The organism is Legionella fairfieldensis ATCC 49588 (genome assembly GCF_000621525.1).
Lineage (GTDB): Bacteria > Pseudomonadota > Gammaproteobacteria > Legionellales > Legionellaceae > Tatlockia > Tatlockia fairfieldensis.
Window position 1 is genome coordinate 1 of sequence record NZ_JHYC01000020.1, and the last position, 18,048, is coordinate 18,048.

Genomic DNA, 18,048 nt, shown 5'->3' on the forward strand with positions numbered 1-18,048 from the left:
ATCAAATTGCCGAAATAAGAGGTTACCCAAAGAAACTGCGACTGGATAATGGTCCTGAATTCATTTCAATCGCGATGACTGAATGGGCGGAGCAACATGGTATTAAGCTTGAGTTCATCCAGCCCGGAAAGCCTACGCAAAACTCTTATATAGAACGATTTAACCGGACTTACCGAACGGAAGTCTTGAATAGGTACGCATTCAGAAGTTTAACGGAGGTGAAAGAAATCACCCAAGCGTGGATAAAGGAGTACAATGAGGAACGGCCGCATCAGGCTTTAAACAGCATGACGCCTGTGCAATACCGATTAACCGTGGCTTTCGATGTTAACTTTTTGCCAATCTCTGTCACAGATAGCGTGGTATCATAGTCCATTAGATCACTTAAGAAGCGAACCAAACATTTTTTTCTTATAGCATGAATACAGGTGCTTAGTGCATTATCGAATAAGTTCTGGCAAAATAACTGCTTGTGCATACATCTCTTGATAAGTTTTGTCTTCGTAAACAAATTTGATCATAAAGTTGTATGCACTTCAATTCTTTTTTTCTCGATGCTCCGGGGTATATCTCTTTATTGATCAATTAAATGACAGGATTCCTCTGCTCGCCCGAGGGGTAGGCGTGACCGCTATCATTGTGGTCGGTTACCTGTATTTGTTTGAAAAAAAAATAAACAAGATGCGCGCCATGTCTAGTACTCAGGTAATATTTTCTTCCTTATCAATGCTCCTTTTCATATCGCCATATTTCAGGAACATGGAAAGCATTTCTGTATATTTTTTATTGGCTATATAACAACTTTGAAAAGTGGCCGGGTTTTAATTTGATAGTCAGGAAAACGATTTGAAATTAGACTTACTAAATCGCCTATATGCTGAAATTTTATGCCTATGGAAAAATCTAGTGAAAAATCCTGAAATACTTTAATCCTTTCATTTCTTATTTGCATTTTTTCTGGAGTGTTCAAGACATCTAATCGAAGTTGTAAATTTTTTTTTAAATTAAATAGTTCTGAATATTGCATAAGAAATGAAAATGAAATTATATTTAATAATCCGTATATTTCACGTTCTAATCTTTTTAAACCCGAGTCTTTAGTTCGCTTTTTTGCCCAAAAATGTGATGATATGGAACCAGTGATAGCACCAGCAATACCACCAATTTGGATTAAATCCACTTAAAACCCTTTAATAATTATTAGATGAGAAATGGTGCCGATATGGTGCCGCGATTTGAAGGTTCTTCTATTTATTCTTTATAAGTCAATAAGTTATATGGGGAGGCGTCCATAACATTGGATATCTAATTGATTGATAATAAATAATTATTTCAATGTGGTTTTTGAATAAGCCCCCAAATAGGCCCCTGTTTGGGCGGTGTTACTCTTGGAATTGAACCCAATTCCACATGTCTACAAAAGCAAAATTAAATACAGACTCCTCATGGCACCTTATTTCGGATAGAGTATTTCCGCAACCAAACAACATATAAGTCTGTGATCCTCAACATGAAAAATTGATGGGTCAATGCTATCCTGTTTTCCAATAAAAAATAACCATCCTTTCTGCTTATCTCCACACTTACCAGCTTCTATAGCTTCTAATCTGGCAATTTCTATTTCTTTAGTAACATAGTTTCGTTTTGCTGTTCCCCAGTCTTTCCAATTGATTTTGACTTTGTAAGAGCGGCTAAATCCTTTTTCTCCCCATTCACCAGCATTCAATTGAATATCTAAATGATCACTCTCTATAACCAAAGCTTTCCAACTAATAGGCGCATAAAAAATTTTTAATTGTGGGTAAAGTATAATTTGATTTCTTTTAAGAGACCAAAAAACATATTGATAAGTATTACTCGAAATTTCAGGCACAGTTAAAGGGAGATCACGATCAAAAGGAAAATTGATAAATACGCGACAAATTGGCCGTATAGTTGATGCAGTTCGGCAATGGTCGTTATTATCTATATTGATTGGCTTATATTGAGTCGCTTGAGATTCGCTTATATGAGATGAACCAGTACAAATAGCCGCGACTACAGGGCGCTTGTCATGCAATACCAGTTTCCTTGGGAAATTGCCAGGGAAACCTTCTTGAGTGGTAATACGCTCTTTTCTTGCTCGCTTAACTAACTCAATTTCACCATCTACATCACAATCAATTTTATGCCCTTGTTTTGCACTGAAATAAGGACGCTTTTTATTTTTTGGCTGATATGAACAAGGAGTAACTATTGCATTACAACCTCTACACATATAATTATTAGCATTGATAGGCGATAGAAGCCACAATTGTTCAGCCTCAATGATTTTGCCAGTAGATATATCACGCGCGGAATCCATAGATTTCTTCTTATTATTACTATTATCAATAGATTAAAATGTTCTTCTGTTCGCGAACACCCAACACCTGTGATGAATATATCAAATAAATTTAAAGTTTACAAAAATATAGTATATAATTATAAATGTAAACTACGAGGATTGATCATGTTAGGTAATCGAATTCAAAGAGCACGAAAAGCATCAGGCTTGTCTCTACGTAATTTAGGAGAACAAATTGCGCTGAGTCATGCTGCCGTTAAGAAATACGAAAACAATGAGGTGACTCCTTCTTCAGATGTTCTTATCAAGCTGGCGAAGGCGCTTCACGTCAAAGTGGAGTATTTTTTTAGACCAGAACGTTTTACTTTGAAAAACATCCAATATCGGAAGCACGCTGATATGCCCGCGCGCCAACTGGAAGAGATCAGTGCAATAGTATTAGATCAAATTGAACGCCGTGTTGAACTTGAAGGTTTATTTCCAACCCCACCAGTGCAACCATTTTCAATTAAAAATCTACCTAAGATAGTTAATCATATTGATGATATTGAAAAGTTAGCCGATCAGATCCGAAAACAATGGAATTTAGGCTCTGATCCTATTCCTGATTTAATTGATATATTTGAAGAAAATGGTATAAAAGTATTTCAAATTGACAATCAACAATATCCCAAAATTGATGGACTCTATGTAAAGGTCAATGAAATGCCTATTTTCGTTGTTAGTAATCAAAGTCCTGGTGATAGGCAACGATTTACTTTAGCGCACGAATTAGGCCATCTTTTATTAGATAGCCGTCTTGGGGATAATTTAGATATTGAGAGTTGCTGCAATAGATTTGCCGGTGCATTCCTATTACCAAGACAGTCTCTTATAAATGTTTTAGGAATACGCCGAAATTCAATTGAACCACGTGAGCTAAGTTTATTGAAGCAAGAATTTGGGATTAGTATGACTAGTATTTTGCACCGCGCGGAAGAAACTGGAATTATCTCTAATAATATTTATCGTCAAATACGTGCAGAATTTAATGATCGCGGATGGTCAAAAAAAGAACCAGGCCAACAATATCCAAAAGAAATAGCTCACATTTTTGAACAAATGATTTTTCATGCACTTGCCGAACAATATATTGGTGAATCTAAAGCCGCTGAACTAATGAATATTCCGGTTGAATCATTTAGATCTTTGCGTGCTATGGAGAGCCAAGATGTTGCTTGTTATCAGTGATGCATGCGTATTAATTGATATTGAGTGCGGTAAATTAACGAGCGCTATGTTTAGTCTATCTTATCAGTTTGCTGTACCTGATATCTTATTTTTTGAAGAGCTAGAGGGAAGACATGCTCATTTATTACAGTTTGGATTAATTTGTAAAACAATGAATTGATGTGGTCAAGCAAATTTGTACAACCCAGTTAAGCAACTTTTCATTAAATCCCGATATCGATTTTCAAATTGATTCGGGCTCATATATCCCAAAGACGAATGCAATCTTTGGCTGTTATAAAACATCGTAATGTAATTCAGAATATCCTGTTTAGCCTCCTGTCTGGTTTGGTAATTGCGCCAATGAACCCGTTCCTCTTTCAGACGCGCGAAGAAACTTTCCGCCACACTGTTATCCCAACAATCGCCTTTTTTGCTCCTGCTGCCGACAAAATAATGCTTGTTCAGAAGGCTCCGATATTGGTTACTGGCATACTGAGAGCCTCGGTCAGAATGCACAATCAAACCTGCTTCAGGTCTTCTGCGCCATGTCGCCATGGTCAACGCATTGCAAACAACATCGGCTTTCATTCTGGAACTCATATCCCAGCCAACCACTTTTCGGGAAAACAAATCAATCATAACTGTCAGATATAACCAGCCCTCATGTGTCCAGATATAAGGGATATCGGAAACATAGGCACGATCAGGTTCGGTCATTTGAAACTGTCGGTTTAAAACGTTTTCAAAAATAGGTTTTTTGGGGTCACTGTTCGTCGTTACTTTGTATTTTTTTCGATATCGAAAAAATACGTGCGCTTCTCGCATTAGGGAGCGTGTCTTTCTCCTCCTCACTGGATACCCCATTGCATTCAATCCTTTTTTATCCGACGTGTTCCATAAGTAAACTGGCTGGATTCAGCAATTTTTTTTACCCCATACAATGACTCTTTGTGTTCCAGAGCATCCGGCTTTGTTCTTTCCCGCTGGTAATAACTATAATATCCAGAGCGGGTAACACCTAATAATTGACACATCATATCAACAGTAAAAGCCTTCTTCTAACGAGCAATAAATGAATATTTCACTTCATTTCTTTCGCGAAGAAGGCCGTTGCCTTTTTTAATATTTCTTTCTCAATTTGCAACCGTCGGACTTCCTCACGTAAACGGCGAATTTCAAGTTGCTCCTCTGTCAATTTGCCATTCCCTAAACATTATTGGACGCGGGATAAATAAAAAAGGCATTTATTTCAAGGCCTATAAGATGTTTTTGGAATTCTTTGGAAGTCAATATGGTGGAGGCGGCGGGAATCGAACCCGCGTCCGCAAATCCTCTGCCGTCAGTTCTACATGCGTAGCCTTGTCTATTTATGTTAACCGTGGACTCTCCGACAGGCAGGATAGTACACGGCGATTCCCTTAATTTAACATTTTGATGCGGGACGTACCAAAATGCGAGCTTATCTTCTATGACCGTTGATTCGATACCGATAAGCAAGCTCGGTCAACGGGGCGCTGGTTTTATGGCAGCGCACGGTGCGGTTAAACTATCAAAGCTTAAGCAGCGATAGCTTCACCTGCAAAGTTTTCATCGTTTGCATTTATATTTAGTGAGTCTGATTTACGAGAGTTCTCATTCTCGGCATGCCCCTCAGGTTTCGCAACCCGCGTCGAAGCCAGGTCGCCCCCATGTATTAATTATAACACAGAGAAAAGCATAAATGTCTTGTTGTATGAATTTTTTCAATACACCTCTAAGCAATTCAATGAATACCGTTATGCCTTAACAACGCATCAATTGTTGCCTGGCGTCCTCTAAAAGCTAAATAGGCATCGGCCGCTTTTTGTGATCCTCCGATCTCTAATAGGGCCTGTAAGAAATCTCGACCGGTTTGTTGTTTAAATATTCCTTCTTCTTCAAAACGGGCAAAGGCGTCGCTGGAAAGAACTTCGGCCCATTTGTAGCTATAATAGCCCGCGGCATAACCACCCGCAAAAATATGTGAAAAACTATGCTGGAAACGGTTATAAGGCGCAACAGGAACGACTGTGGTTTGTTGACGTACCTGGGCGAGAATTTTTTCTACAAAACCTTTGCTTTGAGGTATAAAGTCCAAATGGAGATGAAAATCAAACAAGGAAAACTCCAGTTGACGCATCATCGCCATTGCGGACTGAAAATTTTTAGCTGCCAATAATTTTTTAAATAAGCCTTCAGGTAATACCTCGCCCGTATCAATATGCTCGGTTAATAGCTGAAGGGCTTCCTGTTCCCAGCACCAGTTTTCGAAAAATTGACTGGGCAATTCCACAGCATCCCATTCTACTCCATTGATTCCAGCAGCTCCTAAATAATCTACCTTCGTCAAAACATGATGCAAACAATGGCCCAATTCATGAAATAAAGTAATGACTTCATCGTGAGAAAGCGTTGCCATTTTGTTTGCTGAGGGCTTGGCAAAATTGCAGGTAAGTGTAGCAATGGGTAACTGAATGTCGCCATTACTTAATTTATATCTGCTCTGGCAAGAATCCATCCAGGCGCCTCCGCGTTTATGCTGACGAGCAAATAAATCAACATAAATATAGCCTCGAATCGTTTTATCTTCATCAAGTACTTCATAACATTTTACATCAGCGTGCCAAACATCAACGTCTTTAATCTCTTTCATAGTCATGCCATAAAGCCTGTTAACTATGGTAAACAAGCCAGACATCACTTTATTTAGCGAAAAATAGGGGCGTAGTTCTTCCTGTGATATTGAATAAAGCGATTGTCTTTTCTTTTCTGATAAGTAGGTCAAATCCCAAGGAGCAGGTTCGGGAAGATTATAATGTTTTGCGGCAAATGCTTTCAAGGCGTTAAATTCATATTCTGCTTGAGGATAAGCGCGTTCAGACAGGTTATTCAGGAAATCAATGACCTGTTTTGCTGATCCTGCCATCTTGGTAGCCAGGGATAATTCGGCGTAATTGGTAAAACCCAGCAAAACAGCTTTTTCATGACGCAGCGCTAATATTTCATTGATCAATGCGGTATTATCGAATTGCCCGGCATGAGGTCCTTGATCAGAGGCGCGTGTTACATAAGCGTAGTACATCTGCTCACGCAGTGATCGGTCTTCTGCATAAGTCACGACGGCAAGATAGCAAGGGAACTCCAGATTTAACATCCACCCTGATAGTCCTTTTTCTGCCGCAAGTTCACGTGCCGTATGGATGGCATGTTCGGGTAAACCCGCCAATCGTTTTTCATCATTAATAGGTAGAGTAAAAGCTTGACCGGCATCCAGAACATTATTTTCGAATTGATTGGCTAATTCTGATAAACGAGTTTGAATTATTTCAAACCGCTGTTTCTTTTCCGAAGATAAAGCAACGCCTGCTAACTTAAAATCACGAATGGCGTCTTCTACTATTTTGCCTTGTACTTTATCAAGCACATTTTTATCTAATGAATTAATCGCCTCATATAATGCCTGATTATGGCCAATTGCTGCTTCATAAGCTGATAATTTGGGCAAACATGCCTGATAACAATCGCGTAATTTTTTTGAATTAACAACAGCGTGTAAATGCGATAAAGGTGACCAAAAACGTTCCAGTTCATTATCCATGTCTTCCAGGGGGCGCATGAGATTATCCCAGGTGAACTGATTGTTTTGGGTAAGGATCGTTGTTATTTGTTGTAAATTGGCCTGTAACATGGCCTCAAGACGTGTACTAAAATTATCAACATCCAAATTAGTAAATTGCGGTAGAACTGTTGTTGACATACATTCCTCTATTGTAAATGGTTAAGCATAACATCGAATGGGTTGCGTCTCTATCTTAAGGGCTTTTAAAGGGCTCAAAAGAGGGCAGGTTTGATTCACTGGCGGAATGCGGTAGCTGTGAATTATTGTTGCGACCAAACATTAATAGAGAAGAGGAAGAAGAAATAGGCTTTGTTTTGACCGATGAAAATGGCCGCTCAATTTTTTTGGCCTGCAGAATTAATTGGCCTTCTTCTTTTAAATTCTTAATGTTCACTACAGGTTTTTGTTGCTCAAGTTTTTTTACTGCCAGAAAATTAAATAAGGTCACAGTAATAACTATTACTGCACCGATAAAAGAAAACCATGGATTAAATGCTAACGCTGGAATAGCCAGACACATGGCTAAAAATAAAGTGGTGGTGCTTGCCACACTGAATAACAAACGTCGTTGTTCATAACGAATATGTTTATCCAAAAGCGTTTGTTCAGTAATAAGATTAAGGTTTATTTCAGAATGTTTACTTTTAGCCAGCTCAGCGTAGTTGCTGCGTAGCTTTTTCAAGCGGCCAAGTTCATGATAGGCCCGGCCAGAGGCCATAATTACATCGGATAAAAATAAGCCGACAGTTAAATACATCCCTGCTGGTGTCAACGCACCTGTGAGTAAAAAACAGCAAAGTAAACCGCCTGTCAACCACATTATGTCATTACCTAATTCAAACCAACGGCGTTGTAACTGAGTTTTAAAACGAGCCAACCAGGGGATTTGTTTTTCTTTATCACTCATCCAGGGGCCAGGAATAAGATGTTTTAAAAGTAAAATAATGTTCGTTATCAATCGGGGCAAATAAAAAACCCATCCTACATAATTAAAAATAAGGGCTGTATGTCGGTTCATTAACCCGATAAAGTGAGAATAAAGATCACTGCTTTTTATAAGAGGAGCCAGGGTAGTTAATACGCGCCTGAAACGTACAATAAACAGGCGAGGCCAGAGGGTTAATGCCGCCTTTTTTTTTACCTCCTGCGTTAAAGAAGTTGATTTCATATCATTATCTTTTAGTAAGCATTCAAATTTATAGTAGTCTTTTAATAAAGTACGATAGATCTCTTGTTCATTTTGTAAGCGAACTACTTCACGGGGTATACAAAGATAATAACGATAAAGATGAGTCAACAACTCAGCCATTCTTAATGCGGCACTCAATTGTTGAATAAACACCTTTTTTTCGACATCAGTAAATTCTATGTCTGAATTGTTTTTTTTGGCAAAATTATGCTTAAGATGGTCGCAAATAATGCTGTATTCAAAAGCTAAACTAAGATGCAGGGGTAAAAGAGAATAAAAAAATTCATCCCGTTGTTCAAGGAGGATCTGGCCAAATTGCCAAGGCGTTTTTCCTTTCTCCGGGGAGGATATAAAAATCACATCGATGCCTGTTGTTTCCTTATCTGTCTTCTCCCTGTTAAACAAAGACAGTAATCGTTGCGATGCTATTGTCATATGAGTCCAAGTTAATGTAAATTTGAAAATCATGCCAATAAATAAACAAAAAGTAAAATTTTGTAGGAATTATTACGATTTTTGAATAGAAAAATACTTTCTGCCTATTATTATTACAGTAAATGGCACACTAACTTGCCGATTAGAGTCTTCTGAGCGACAATAGCGGCCTTAACGATTGTACAAGAGAACGCATGAGTCCCACTGATTTAGCTAATGCTATTCGTTTTTTAAGTATAGATGCCGTTGAAAAGGCACAATCAGGTCATCCCGGTATGCCGCTGGGGATGGCAGATATTGCTACTGTATTATGGAAAAAATTTTTAAAACATAACCCGCAAAATCCTCATTGGTTTGATCGCGATCGCTTTGTTTTATCCAATGGTCATGGTTCCATGCTTCTTTATTCACTGTTGCATTTAACCGGCTATCAACTAAGCCTTGACGAATTAAAAAATTTTCGTCAACTTCATTCCAAAACACCAGGGCATCCGGAATATGGGCATACTCCTGGTGTTGAAACCACAACGGGTCCACTGGGGCAAGGGTTAGCCAATGCGGTAGGAATGGCTATTGCGGAGAAGCTATTGGCAACTCAATTTAATCGTCCCTCCTTGGAGCTGGTAAATCATTATACTTATACTTTTGCAGGTGATGGGTGTTTCATGGAAGGTATTTCTCATGAAGCCTGTTCTTTGGCCGGTACTTTAGGCTTGGGAAAATTGATTGTTTTTTATGATGACAATGGTATTTCAATTGATGGTAATGTAGAAACCTGGTTTACAGATAACACTGCTGAACGTTTTAATGCCTACAATTGGCAAGTTATTGGCCCCATTAATGGTCACGATCCTCGGGAAATCGAACAGGCTATTGAACAGGCACGTCAGGAAATCGCCCGCCCCAGCCTGATTATCTGTAAAACAATAATAGGATATGGTTCACCGGTTGCCGGTAGTGAAAAAGCACATGGCTCTCCTTTGGGAAGCGCAGGCGTCGCTAAAGCACGGGAAACTTTTGGCTGGTCTTATGCGCCCTTTGAAATTCCGGATAGGCTTTATGCCGAATGGAATCATATCGAACAAGGACAAAAGGAAGAAAACGGTTGGCTCCAGTGCTGTCACCTTTATCAGCAAGCATATCAAACTGATTATCATGAGTTTTTACGCCGTATTAATGGTGACTTGCCAGATAGTTGGGATAGCGTGGCAAGTGCGTTTATTGACCAATGTCGCAGCAACGATAAAGCGCTTGCTACCCGAAAAAGCTCTCAAATTTGTATTGAGGAATTTGCAAAACACTTGCCGGAAATGTTAGGTGGTTCGGCCGATTTAACAGGTTCCAACAATACGGATTGGTCCGGCTCGAAATCCATCACTGCAAATAATTTTTTGGGAAATTATCTGTTTTACGGAGTACGTGAATTTGCCATGGCAGCCATTATGAATGGAATAGCGGTACACGGCGGATTTATTCCTTACGGAGGAACCTTTCTTGTTTTTGCCGATTATGCCAGGAATGCCATCCGCTTAAGCGCGCTCATGAAACAACGTGTGATCTATGTTCTTACACATGACTCAATAGGATTGGGGGAAGATGGGCCTACTCATCAGCCTATAGAGCACGCCGCCATGTTACGCATGACACCTGATTTGGCGGTATGGCGGCCTGCCGATCTTATGGAAACGGCTATCGCCTGGCAACAGGCACTGGAATGTCACACCGGTCCTTCGGCATTATTGCTATCCCGGCAAAATCTGCCGGCCCTGCTGCATACACCCAATGCTGCGGAGTTAATCAGGAAAGGGGGTTATATTCTTAAGGATTGTGAGAAAGAGCCGGATGTTATCTTGTTGGCAACAGGATCAGAGGTGCAGCTGGCACTTGCTGCCGCAACGCAATTACAAATAAAAAATAGACAGGTTCGCGTAGTTTCCATGCCCTGCTGTGAACGTTTTCTTATGCAAGAAGCGGATTATCAGGAACAGGTTTTGCCTCGATCAGTGCGCCATCGGGTCGCAATTGAGGCAGCGGCAACCAGTTACTGGTATCGTTTTGTTGGACTGGATGGTGCGGTAATTGGACTGGATTGTTTTGGTGTTTCAGCACCTGCCACGCAGGCTTATAATGATTTAAATCTGACTGTTGAAACCATTCTTTTCACTATAGAGCAAATGCTGGACGTTTAATAACAAAATTACAATTTTAAACGCTGACTCGTCAGAAGAGTTGTAGACATGTCTCTCGCCTATGTAGCCAAGTCTGGATTTCATCTGTTTATAAACGCAACGGCTGAAATCAGACCTTTAATCAGGTGAGGTATGTTAACAAGTATTTAAAAGAGCCAGCCTAATTTGGAGAACCCTATGACTGTAAGAGTCGCGATAAACGGTTATGGCCGTATCGGCCGCTGTATCTTACGTGCTATTTATGAATATAAGCGCCAAAATCAGTTTAATGTGGTCGCTATTAACGACCTGTCAGGTATAGAAACGACAGCTCATCTAACCCGCTATGATTCTACTCACGGTCATTTCGGATCGGAGGTTCGGGTGGATGGGCACAATTTAGTTGTTGATGGCCATTCTATTCGAGTGATTGCCGAGCGCTCTCCCCAGGATTTACCCTGGAAAGAACTTGACGTTGACGTTGTATTCGAATGCACCGGGCATTTCACCCAGTATGACGCAGCCATGAAACATATTGCAGCAGGGGCTAAAAAAGTCTTGATTTCCGCACCCGGTAAAAACGCTGACGCTACTATTGTCTATGGCGTTAATCATCAGCGTTTACAGGCAACGGATATTATCGTCTCCAATGCCTCTTGCACCACTAATTGCCTGGCACCCGTTGTGCAACCGTTACATGAAGCCTTGAGTATAGAATACGGACTGGTTAATACGGTACATGCTTATACCAAAGATCAGATGCTTTTGGACGGTAGCCACAGCGATCTGCGCCGTGCCCGTTCGGCAACTCAATCCATTATTCCGACTAAAACGGGAGCTGCTCTTGCTGTAGGATTGGTATTGCCTGAATTGGCCGGCAAACTGGACGGTTTTGCGATGCGTGTCCCCACCCTGAATGTCTCTGTTGTTGATTTAACTTTTACTACCCGGAGCACAACGAACGCAGAAGAAGTAAATAACATCATGCGCCGTGCAGCCAGTGATGTTCTAAAGATCAACGATGATCCTTTGGTCTCTTGCGATTTTAATCATAACCCGGCCTCAGCTATTTTTGATGCAACTCAGACTAAAGTGTTAGGTAATCTGGTGAAAGTAGTAGCCTGGTATGATAATGAATGGGGTTTTTCCAACCGTATGTTAGATACAGCAAATTACATGATGAATCGTTAAAGGATAGCATGATGAATTTGATTAAAATGAGTGACCTCAGTCTTCGCAATAAACGAGTACTGATCCGTGAAGATTTGAATGTACCAGTTAAAGATGGTTTTATTACAAGTGATCAACGTTTACAAGCGGCTCTACCGACCTTGCAGGCAGTACTTGAAGAAAATGCTGCCGTCATGGTGTTGTCACATTTGGGACGCCCCGAAGAGGGTCGATTTGAAAAACGTTTTTCCTTAAAACCTGTTGCTGATTATTTGGCAGCCCACCTCCAATACCCTGTCCGCTTTGTTAGCGACTACTTAAATGGTATTGAAGTTAATCCGGGCGAATTGGTTATTTGCGAAAACGTACGTTTTAATTGTGGAGAAAAGGCTAATGATGATGCACTGGCGCAAACACTTGCGAGTTTGTGCGACATTTTTATAATGGATGCTTTTGGCACAGCCCATCGCGCCCAAGCCTCCACTCATGGCGTAGCAAAATATGCCCCCATAGCGGCGGCAGGTCCTCTTTTAGTACGTGAATTGGAAGCTTTACAGCAAGTACTTAAGCAACCGGAAAAACCAATCATTGCTATTGTCGGGGGCGCCAAAATCTCTTCCAAATTAACGCTTCTGAAACAGTTAGTAGGGATCGTTGATTATTTAATTCCTGGCGGTGGTATTGCGAATACCTTTCTTAAAGCACAGGGATTCGAGATTGGCGTTTCACTTTGCGAAGAGGGGTTGCTTGATGATGCACGAGAAATTTTAGCGCTTGCTACGGAAAAAGGCTGTGAAATTCCTCTACCTTCTGATGTCGTTGTAGGCAAGCACTTCTCTGATTCCTGTCCTGCTTTTAATAAATCGTTAGCCCACATTGCCAGTGATGATATGATTATGGATATAGGACCTGAAACTGTAAGTAGCTATGTAGATATTATCGATCAGGCGAAAACCATCATTTGGAATGGCCCTGTCGGTGTCTTCGAATTTCCTCAATTCGCCTATGGCACCCGAGCATTGGCAATAGCTATTGCCGATAGTGATGCTTTTTCCATTGCTGGAGGAGGTGATACATTGGCTGCTGTTGATCAATATGATTTGACTCAGCAAATTTCATATATTTCCACCGGAGGTGGCGCTTTTCTTGAGTTTCTGGAAGGTAAAACTTTACCTGCCGTTGCCATTTTGGAGGAACGTGCGAATGCAGCGACACCGCAACAGGATTAATAGATCAGAATAAAAGTAAGGGAACTTAAATAAGCTTTATTTATCAGTCGGATAAAAGATATTAAACTACTTGGTGGATAAAAGCTCCATGGAACAAGAAGTTTAATATCAAGGTTCAAAAGAAAAAGGCAGAAAGATCCTGAATTATTATTTCTCCAATTTTTTTGGATTACTTGCTTTTTTATCGGTTTTATCACCAAGTTTTTGATAAGCTTTCTCCAGACGTTTTAATTCTTTAGTCGATAATTTTTCCAAATCAAGGGAATTATTATTAGCCGTTTTTGTCGCTTTAATTATTTCATCCAATTTTAAATTTAAAATCTTATTTTCACGATTTTGGGTATTTTGAATTAAAAATACCATCAAAAATGTTACGGCGGAGGAGACGGAATTAATAATTAATTGCCAGGTGTCGGAAAATTTGAACAAAGGTCCTAAAATAAGCCAGCCTATCACGAAACTTAACGAAAATATAAAGACCCAGGCTTTTCCTACTTCTTCTGAAATCCATTTTGCAAAGACTGGAAATAATTTTTTTGAATAGTTATTTTTGATTGACATTCCTTAATAAGCAAGAGCCAAAGGATGAGAAAAATATCTTATCAGTTAAGAGAGTGCTTTAAAACGATGACGCAAAATTAATTGCAGAATAAAACCATACAAGGGTATGAAAGACAGAAGTCCTATGAGTAGTTTAAATGCTAAATCCGCTGTTGCCATTTCAAGCCAGTGCTCATTTAAAATCGTATTGCTACTATGAAAAAAAGCAATAAAAAAGAAACAATAGGTATCAACCAAGTTACCAAAAACAGTCGCAAGACTTGGGGCAATCCACCATTTTTTCCAGTAACGCAATTTTTGAAAAACCAGAATATCCAATAATTGCCCTATTACATAAGCAAGAAAACTTGCCAAAGCTATGCGCAATACAAGGATATTTCCTGCGAATAAACTCACTTGCGCGTAATAATTTGAAATAAAATAGGAAAAAATAAAGCCGGGTATCATTGCCATAAAAATTATTGTTCTGGCAGTTTTTGCTCCTGATAGACGTGTACTTAAATCAGTCAAAATAAAAATTAATGGATAACTGAAAGCTCCCCACGTTGTATGGACTCCCAAAAAAATAAAGGGATATTGAACGAGCGTATTGCTTACACAAAGAATAAGAACGTGAAGTACCACAAGCCATTTAATGTTGCTAGTATTGAGATGCATTGTTGTGCTTAAAAATAGAACATTATGACATCATCATTTACCTTGTTCAACAGCTCATGTGATCTTGATTGGTTTTCCTCTTGTGATAGATTAATTAATTAATTCTATTTTCCCTGCGTTTTTTGGGATAGAAAAATCGCTTAAATAGGACGATGTTTTTATTATTTGTTTTGTTTTACAAATAATTAGCTTTTTTTGAGAAGGAATTATTGTCATTACCAAAAGAATTTCTTTCATGATTTTCTCCATAAAATCAAAAAGTCAGGTAATTTTCATTGCTCTCTACTAATAAATGCTATTTGCTCTTTCTCTCCATTATGAATTAATAATAAATAATTAACAATAAACTAATAAGCTCCATATCTTTGCTTCTATGACTATGAGGGTCCTATCGATGTTCAACTATTGACTATTACACCCCCATTGGGATGAAGTACTTGTCCTGTCATATAAGAAGAATCCTCCGAGGCAAGAAATACATAGCAAGGTGCTACTTCAGCGGGCTGCCCCATCCGTTTCATGGGAACCTGACTACCAAATTCTTCAACCTCTTTTGCCGTAAAGGTTGAAGGAATCAGCGGCGTCCATATAGGGCCTGGGGCAACGGCATTAACGCGAATTCCTCGCGACACCAGGTTTTGTGAAAGTGAGCGCGTAAATCCTACTATTGCACCTTTAGTTGCAGAATAATCCAAAAGATGTGCGCTACCCTTATAAGTGGTGACCGAGGCGGTATTAATAATGACATCGCCTTCTTTCAAAAAAGGTAAGAGGGTTTTGACCATATAAAAATAAGAGAAAAAATTCGTCTTGAATGTATTTTCTAATTGGTCACAACTTATCTCTTCTATACTCTCTTGAGGATGTTGTTCTCCGGCATTATTCACTAAAATATTGATAGGAGGACATTGTTCTTGTGCCTGTTTGACCAGTTTTTCGCAGGCGGAAAAGGTCTGTAAATTAGCTGACATTAACCAGCATTTTCTTCCCATTTTTTCCACAATTTCTTTTGTTTTTTTTGCATCCTCATGTTCATTTAAATAGTGAACGATGACATCTGCTCCTTCTTTTGCAAAAGCACAGGAAACTGCACGACCAATTCCACTGTCTCCACCCGTAATGAGAGCCGTTTTGCCCTTTAATTTATCACTTCCTTTATAATTAGCAGAGAAATAGTCAGGCTCAGGGGTCATTTTCGATTCAAGACCAGGTTGACGGTTTTGCTGCTGAGCTGGAGGATGAGATGGTTTCTTGTTCATGGCGACCTCCTGTCTAATACAATAAAACATCCGAATTTTATTAGTATAGAAGATAATTTATCATAAAAAATTAAGCATTAAATTTTAATTAAAATATATTGAACTAGGATGCTGTTTTTATTTGATTTTTATTCATTATTAGCTAAAATTCATCATCCCATAATGTTAATTGTTTTGCTATCATCTGTTCTTTTTTTCTAAATTTTCCTACGTCTAACTCAGGAAGAGAATTAATATTTAAATGTAAACGCTTACATGCCAGACGGAATCTGGCAGCTAATAAATTGGCATAGTGACCTTCACCTCGCATTCTGGTTCCATAAGTGGAATCATAGTCTTTTCCTCCACGCATTTGACGTATGATGCTCATAACATGGTCGGCACGTTGAGGAAAATGTTGGTGCAGCCATTCTTTAAAAAGCACTTTAACTTCGTGAGGCAAGCGCAGTAATACATAACTGGCATGTTGAGCTCCCGCCTGTTTGGCAGCCTGTAAAATGCTTTCCAGTTCATCGTCATTGATCAGAGGAATGACAGGAGCGGCCATTACACGAACAGGAATCTCATGGTTTGATAAAATACTAATCGTCTTTAATCTGCCTGATGGAGTCGTCGTGCGGGGTTCCATAATATGCTTTAATTGACGGGAAAGGGAGGTAACGCTTATGGCGACTCTTACCAGATTTTGTTTCGCCATGGAGGTTAAAATATCCAAATCTCGTGTAATAAGAGCATTCTTGCTAATAATAATTACAGGATGAGAGTATTTGTTTAAAACCTCTAACAGACTACGAGTAATTTTGAGTTGTGCTTCCGCAGGTTGGTAGGGATCAGTGTTAGCGCCTAAAAGAATGGGTTTACATTGATAGTTGGGTTTGTTAAGTTCTTTTTCTAAAAGGTGAGCGGCGTCTGCTTTATAAAAAATTTTGGTTTCAAAATCCAGCCCGGGCGACAAATTCATATAAGCATGGGCAGGTCTGGCATAACAATAAATACATCCATGCTCACAACCGCGGTAAGGATTAATCGATTGTTCAAAACCAAGATCAGGGGAATTATTACGACTGATAATAGACTTGGCTTTTTCAGGTAGTAATGTGGTTTCTAAAGGAGAAAGAGGTTCTTCCTCAATATCCCATCCATCGTCAAATGCTTCATAAGTCAGGTGTTCAAATCTTCCCTGAATAGCACTGATAGCACCCCTGTTTTTTGTATTCCGGTTGTTTTTCATCGGTTTTATTTATGACATTATGATTTTTATAATAACATGTTGAGTGATTAATAAAAACAAAAGGCACTGACTATAATTAGAGAAAGTTCTTCAAAAAAGGAATGATTATGAAAGCTATCTGGAAAGGTGATATTTCATTTGGGTTGGTCACAATTCCGGTACAAATTATCCCTGTTGAAGAAAAAAATGAATTACATTTTCACTTATTAGATAATCGCGATAAAGCGCGTATTCGATACAAACGAGTGAATAGTGAAACAGGTAAGGAAGTGTCACTGGAAAATATAGTAAAAGGTTATGAGTATGACAAAGAGCGCTATATTATAGTGGATGAAAAAGCGTTTGAAAAAGCAAGCCCCGACGTTTTTAAATTAATTAATATTGAAGAATTTATTAATCTGGCTGAAATTGACAATTTATATTTTGATAAACCCTATTATTTAATACCGGATTCAAAAAATCAAAAAGCCTATGTTCTTTTAAGAGAAGCCCTGAAGAAAACAAAAAAAGTAGGAGTAGCCAAGGCAATTATACGCACAAAAGAATATTTATGTTTAATCATGGCGCATGATGAAGCCTTAGTTTTAAATCGCATTCGTTTTCAGCATGAAATTCGTAAAGAAGACGATTTAAAATTACCCACCAAATCACTAAAAGACTATAAAATCTCTGATCGTGAAATGAAAATGGCGGTTGATTTAATTAAGGATTTAAGCGGAACATGGAAACCGGAAAAGTATCATGACGAGTATTATGAGACGATGACCAGGTGGCTTGATAAAAAAGCAGCGGAAGCCGAAAAATCCGGAGGTAAAAAAACAACACGTATACGAAAACCCGATGATGTAGTCGATTTTATTACTTTACTGAAAAAAAGTATGGGAAAAAGAATAAAACGTACGGATAATCCAAAAAGTGCGACTCAAAAAATTAAAAATAAAAAGCCGCATCATTAGCGGCTTTTATTGACTATT

The 18,048-nt window shown here is 39.0% G+C and carries 16 protein-coding genes, 1 other RNA gene and 2 pseudogenes; 7 read left to right on the top strand and 12 right to left on the bottom strand.

Annotation, left to right across the window (positions count from 1 at the left end; all coding sequences use genetic code 11):
• Nucleotides 1-371: integrase core domain-containing protein (locus tag T345_RS13785; protein WP_035918424.1), on the top strand; the 371-nt coding region annotated here is incomplete at its 5' end.
• Here T345_RS13785 and T345_RS14785 read toward each other — a convergent pair.
• The 3 genes and pseudogenes from T345_RS14785 to T345_RS15335 form a co-directional block, all read right to left on the bottom strand.
• Nucleotides 311-478: pseudogene (locus tag T345_RS14785) on the bottom strand (IS4-like element ISLpn1 family transposase); the annotation flags it as partial. The gene T345_RS13785 and the pseudogene T345_RS14785 overlap by 61 nt on opposite strands.
• 312 nt (nt 479-790) lie before the next feature.
• A complete protein-coding gene (locus tag T345_RS0107065; protein WP_028388728.1) occupies nt 791-1,180 on the bottom strand; it encodes a hypothetical protein in 390 nt (129 codons plus the stop codon).
• 273 nt (nt 1,181-1,453) lie between these two features.
• Nucleotides 1,454-2,344, bottom strand: a complete 891-nt coding sequence (locus tag T345_RS15335; RefSeq protein WP_028388729.1) for a hypothetical protein — start codon at nt 2,342-2,344, stop codon at nt 1,454-1,456.
• 147 nt (nt 2,345-2,491) lie between these two features.
• Here T345_RS15335 and T345_RS0107075 point away from each other — a divergent pair, with 147 nt between their 5' ends.
• Nucleotides 2,492-3,556, top strand: a complete 1,065-nt coding sequence (locus tag T345_RS0107075) for a helix-turn-helix domain-containing protein (RefSeq protein WP_028388730.1) — start codon at nt 2,492-2,494, stop codon at nt 3,554-3,556.
• Nucleotides 3,537-3,716, top strand: a complete 180-nt coding sequence (locus tag T345_RS0107080) for a PIN domain-containing protein (RefSeq protein WP_028388731.1) — start codon at nt 3,537-3,539, stop codon at nt 3,714-3,716. The genes T345_RS0107075 and T345_RS0107080 overlap by 20 nt, the downstream gene beginning before the upstream one ends.
• A gap of 5 nt (nt 3,717-3,721) precedes the next feature.
• Here T345_RS0107080 and T345_RS13790 read toward each other — a convergent pair.
• The 4 genes and pseudogenes from T345_RS13790 to T345_RS13805 all read right to left on the bottom strand — a co-directional run.
• A pseudogene (locus T345_RS13790) lies at nt 3,722-4,745 on the bottom strand (IS3 family transposase); the annotation flags it as partial.
• A gap of 85 nt (nt 4,746-4,830) precedes the next feature.
• Nucleotides 4,831-5,226, bottom strand: a transfer-messenger RNA (tmRNA) gene (gene ssrA / locus T345_RS14790).
• A gap of 74 nt (nt 5,227-5,300) precedes the next feature.
• Nucleotides 5,301-7,313, bottom strand: a complete 2,013-nt coding sequence (locus T345_RS0107095; RefSeq protein WP_028388732.1) for a M3 family metallopeptidase — start codon at nt 7,311-7,313, stop codon at nt 5,301-5,303.
• A gap of 55 nt (nt 7,314-7,368) precedes the next feature.
• Complete coding sequence (locus T345_RS13805; protein ID WP_131777752.1) at nt 7,369-8,799, bottom strand: hypothetical protein; 1,431 nt, start codon at nt 8,797-8,799, stop codon at nt 7,369-7,371.
• A 194-nt stretch (nt 8,800-8,993) separates the two neighbouring features.
• On the opposite strand from T345_RS13805, the gene tkt reads away from it, so the two are divergent.
• The 3 genes from tkt (at nt 8,994) to T345_RS0107115 (ending at nt 13,366) form a co-directional block, all read left to right on the top strand.
• Nucleotides 8,994-10,988, top strand: a complete 1,995-nt coding sequence (gene tkt, locus T345_RS0107105; RefSeq protein ID WP_028388733.1) for a transketolase — start codon at nt 8,994-8,996, stop codon at nt 10,986-10,988.
• Between the two features lie 177 nt (nt 10,989-11,165).
• Complete coding sequence (gene gap, locus T345_RS0107110) at nt 11,166-12,158, top strand: type I glyceraldehyde-3-phosphate dehydrogenase (protein ID WP_028388734.1); 993 nt, start codon at nt 11,166-11,168, stop codon at nt 12,156-12,158.
• A gap of 11 nt (nt 12,159-12,169) precedes the next feature.
• Complete coding sequence (locus T345_RS0107115) at nt 12,170-13,366, top strand: phosphoglycerate kinase (RefSeq protein ID WP_028388735.1); 1,197 nt, start codon at nt 12,170-12,172, stop codon at nt 13,364-13,366.
• Nucleotides 13,367-13,513: 147 nt separating this feature from the next.
• On the opposite strand, the gene T345_RS0107120 is transcribed toward T345_RS0107115, so the two are convergent.
• The 5 genes from T345_RS0107120 to T345_RS0107140 form a co-directional block, all read right to left on the bottom strand.
• On the bottom strand, nt 13,514-13,927 hold the full coding sequence (locus tag T345_RS0107120) for a low affinity iron permease family protein (protein ID WP_051555183.1): 414 nt from the start codon (nt 13,925-13,927) through the stop codon (nt 13,514-13,516).
• 45 nt (nt 13,928-13,972) lie between these two features.
• Nucleotides 13,973-14,584 carry a queuosine precursor transporter gene (locus T345_RS0107125; protein WP_028388737.1) on the bottom strand — a complete coding sequence of 204 codons (612 nt, stop codon included), beginning with the start codon at nt 14,582-14,584 and terminating at the stop codon, nt 13,973-13,975.
• A gap of 90 nt (nt 14,585-14,674) precedes the next feature.
• The gene (locus T345_RS15020; RefSeq protein ID WP_156935632.1) at nt 14,675-14,821 is read right to left on the bottom strand and encodes a hypothetical protein; all 147 of its coding nucleotides are present in this window, start codon (nt 14,819-14,821) and stop codon (nt 14,675-14,677) included.
• 161 nt (nt 14,822-14,982) lie between these two features.
• The gene (locus T345_RS0107135; protein ID WP_028388738.1) at nt 14,983-15,843 is read right to left on the bottom strand and encodes an SDR family oxidoreductase; all 861 of its coding nucleotides are present in this window, start codon (nt 15,841-15,843) and stop codon (nt 14,983-14,985) included.
• A 142-nt stretch (nt 15,844-15,985) separates the two neighbouring features.
• A complete protein-coding gene (locus tag T345_RS0107140) occupies nt 15,986-17,074 on the bottom strand; it encodes a PA0069 family radical SAM protein (RefSeq protein ID WP_028388739.1) in 1,089 nt (362 codons plus the stop codon).
• A 107-nt stretch (nt 17,075-17,181) separates the two neighbouring features.
• On the opposite strand from T345_RS0107140, the gene ku reads away from it, so the two are divergent.
• Nucleotides 17,182-18,030 carry a non-homologous end joining protein Ku gene (gene ku / locus T345_RS0107145; RefSeq protein ID WP_242604588.1) on the top strand — a complete coding sequence of 283 codons (849 nt, stop codon included), beginning with the start codon at nt 17,182-17,184 and terminating at the stop codon, nt 18,028-18,030.
• The last annotated feature ends 18 nt before the right edge of the window (nt 18,031-18,048 follow it).

Coding starts and splice junctions, on each gene's coding strand:
- T345_RS15335 (WP_028388729.1), bottom strand. CDS start 2,344: ATGGATTCCGCGCGTGATATATCTACTGGCAAAATCATTGAGGCTGAA.
- T345_RS0107075 (WP_028388730.1), top strand. CDS start 2,492: ATGTTAGGTAATCGAATTCAAAGAGCACGAAAAGCATCAGGCTTGTCT.
- T345_RS0107080 (WP_028388731.1), top strand. CDS start 3,537: ATGTTGCTTGTTATCAGTGATGCATGCGTATTAATTGATATTGAGTGC.
- T345_RS0107095 (WP_028388732.1), bottom strand. CDS start 7,313: ATGTCAACAACAGTTCTACCGCAATTTACTAATTTGGATGTTGATAAT.
- T345_RS13805 (WP_131777752.1), bottom strand. CDS start 8,799: ATGACAATAGCATCGCAACGATTACTGTCTTTGTTTAACAGGGAGAAG.
- tkt (WP_028388733.1), top strand. CDS start 8,994: ATGAGTCCCACTGATTTAGCTAATGCTATTCGTTTTTTAAGTATAGAT.
- gap (WP_028388734.1), top strand. CDS start 11,166: ATGACTGTAAGAGTCGCGATAAACGGTTATGGCCGTATCGGCCGCTGT.
- T345_RS0107115 (WP_028388735.1), top strand. CDS start 12,170: ATGAATTTGATTAAAATGAGTGACCTCAGTCTTCGCAATAAACGAGTA.
- T345_RS0107120 (WP_051555183.1), bottom strand. CDS start 13,927: ATGTCAATCAAAAATAACTATTCAAAAAAATTATTTCCAGTCTTTGCA.
- T345_RS0107125 (WP_028388737.1), bottom strand. CDS start 14,584: ATGCATCTCAATACTAGCAACATTAAATGGCTTGTGGTACTTCACGTT.
- T345_RS15020 (WP_156935632.1), bottom strand. CDS start 14,821: ATGAAAGAAATTCTTTTGGTAATGACAATAATTCCTTCTCAAAAAAAG.
- T345_RS0107135 (WP_028388738.1), bottom strand. CDS start 15,843: ATGAACAAGAAACCATCTCATCCTCCAGCTCAGCAGCAAAACCGTCAA.
- T345_RS0107140 (WP_028388739.1), bottom strand. CDS start 17,074: ATGAAAAACAACCGGAATACAAAAAACAGGGGTGCTATCAGTGCTATT.
- ku (WP_242604588.1), top strand. CDS start 17,182: ATGAAAGCTATCTGGAAAGGTGATATTTCATTTGGGTTGGTCACAATT.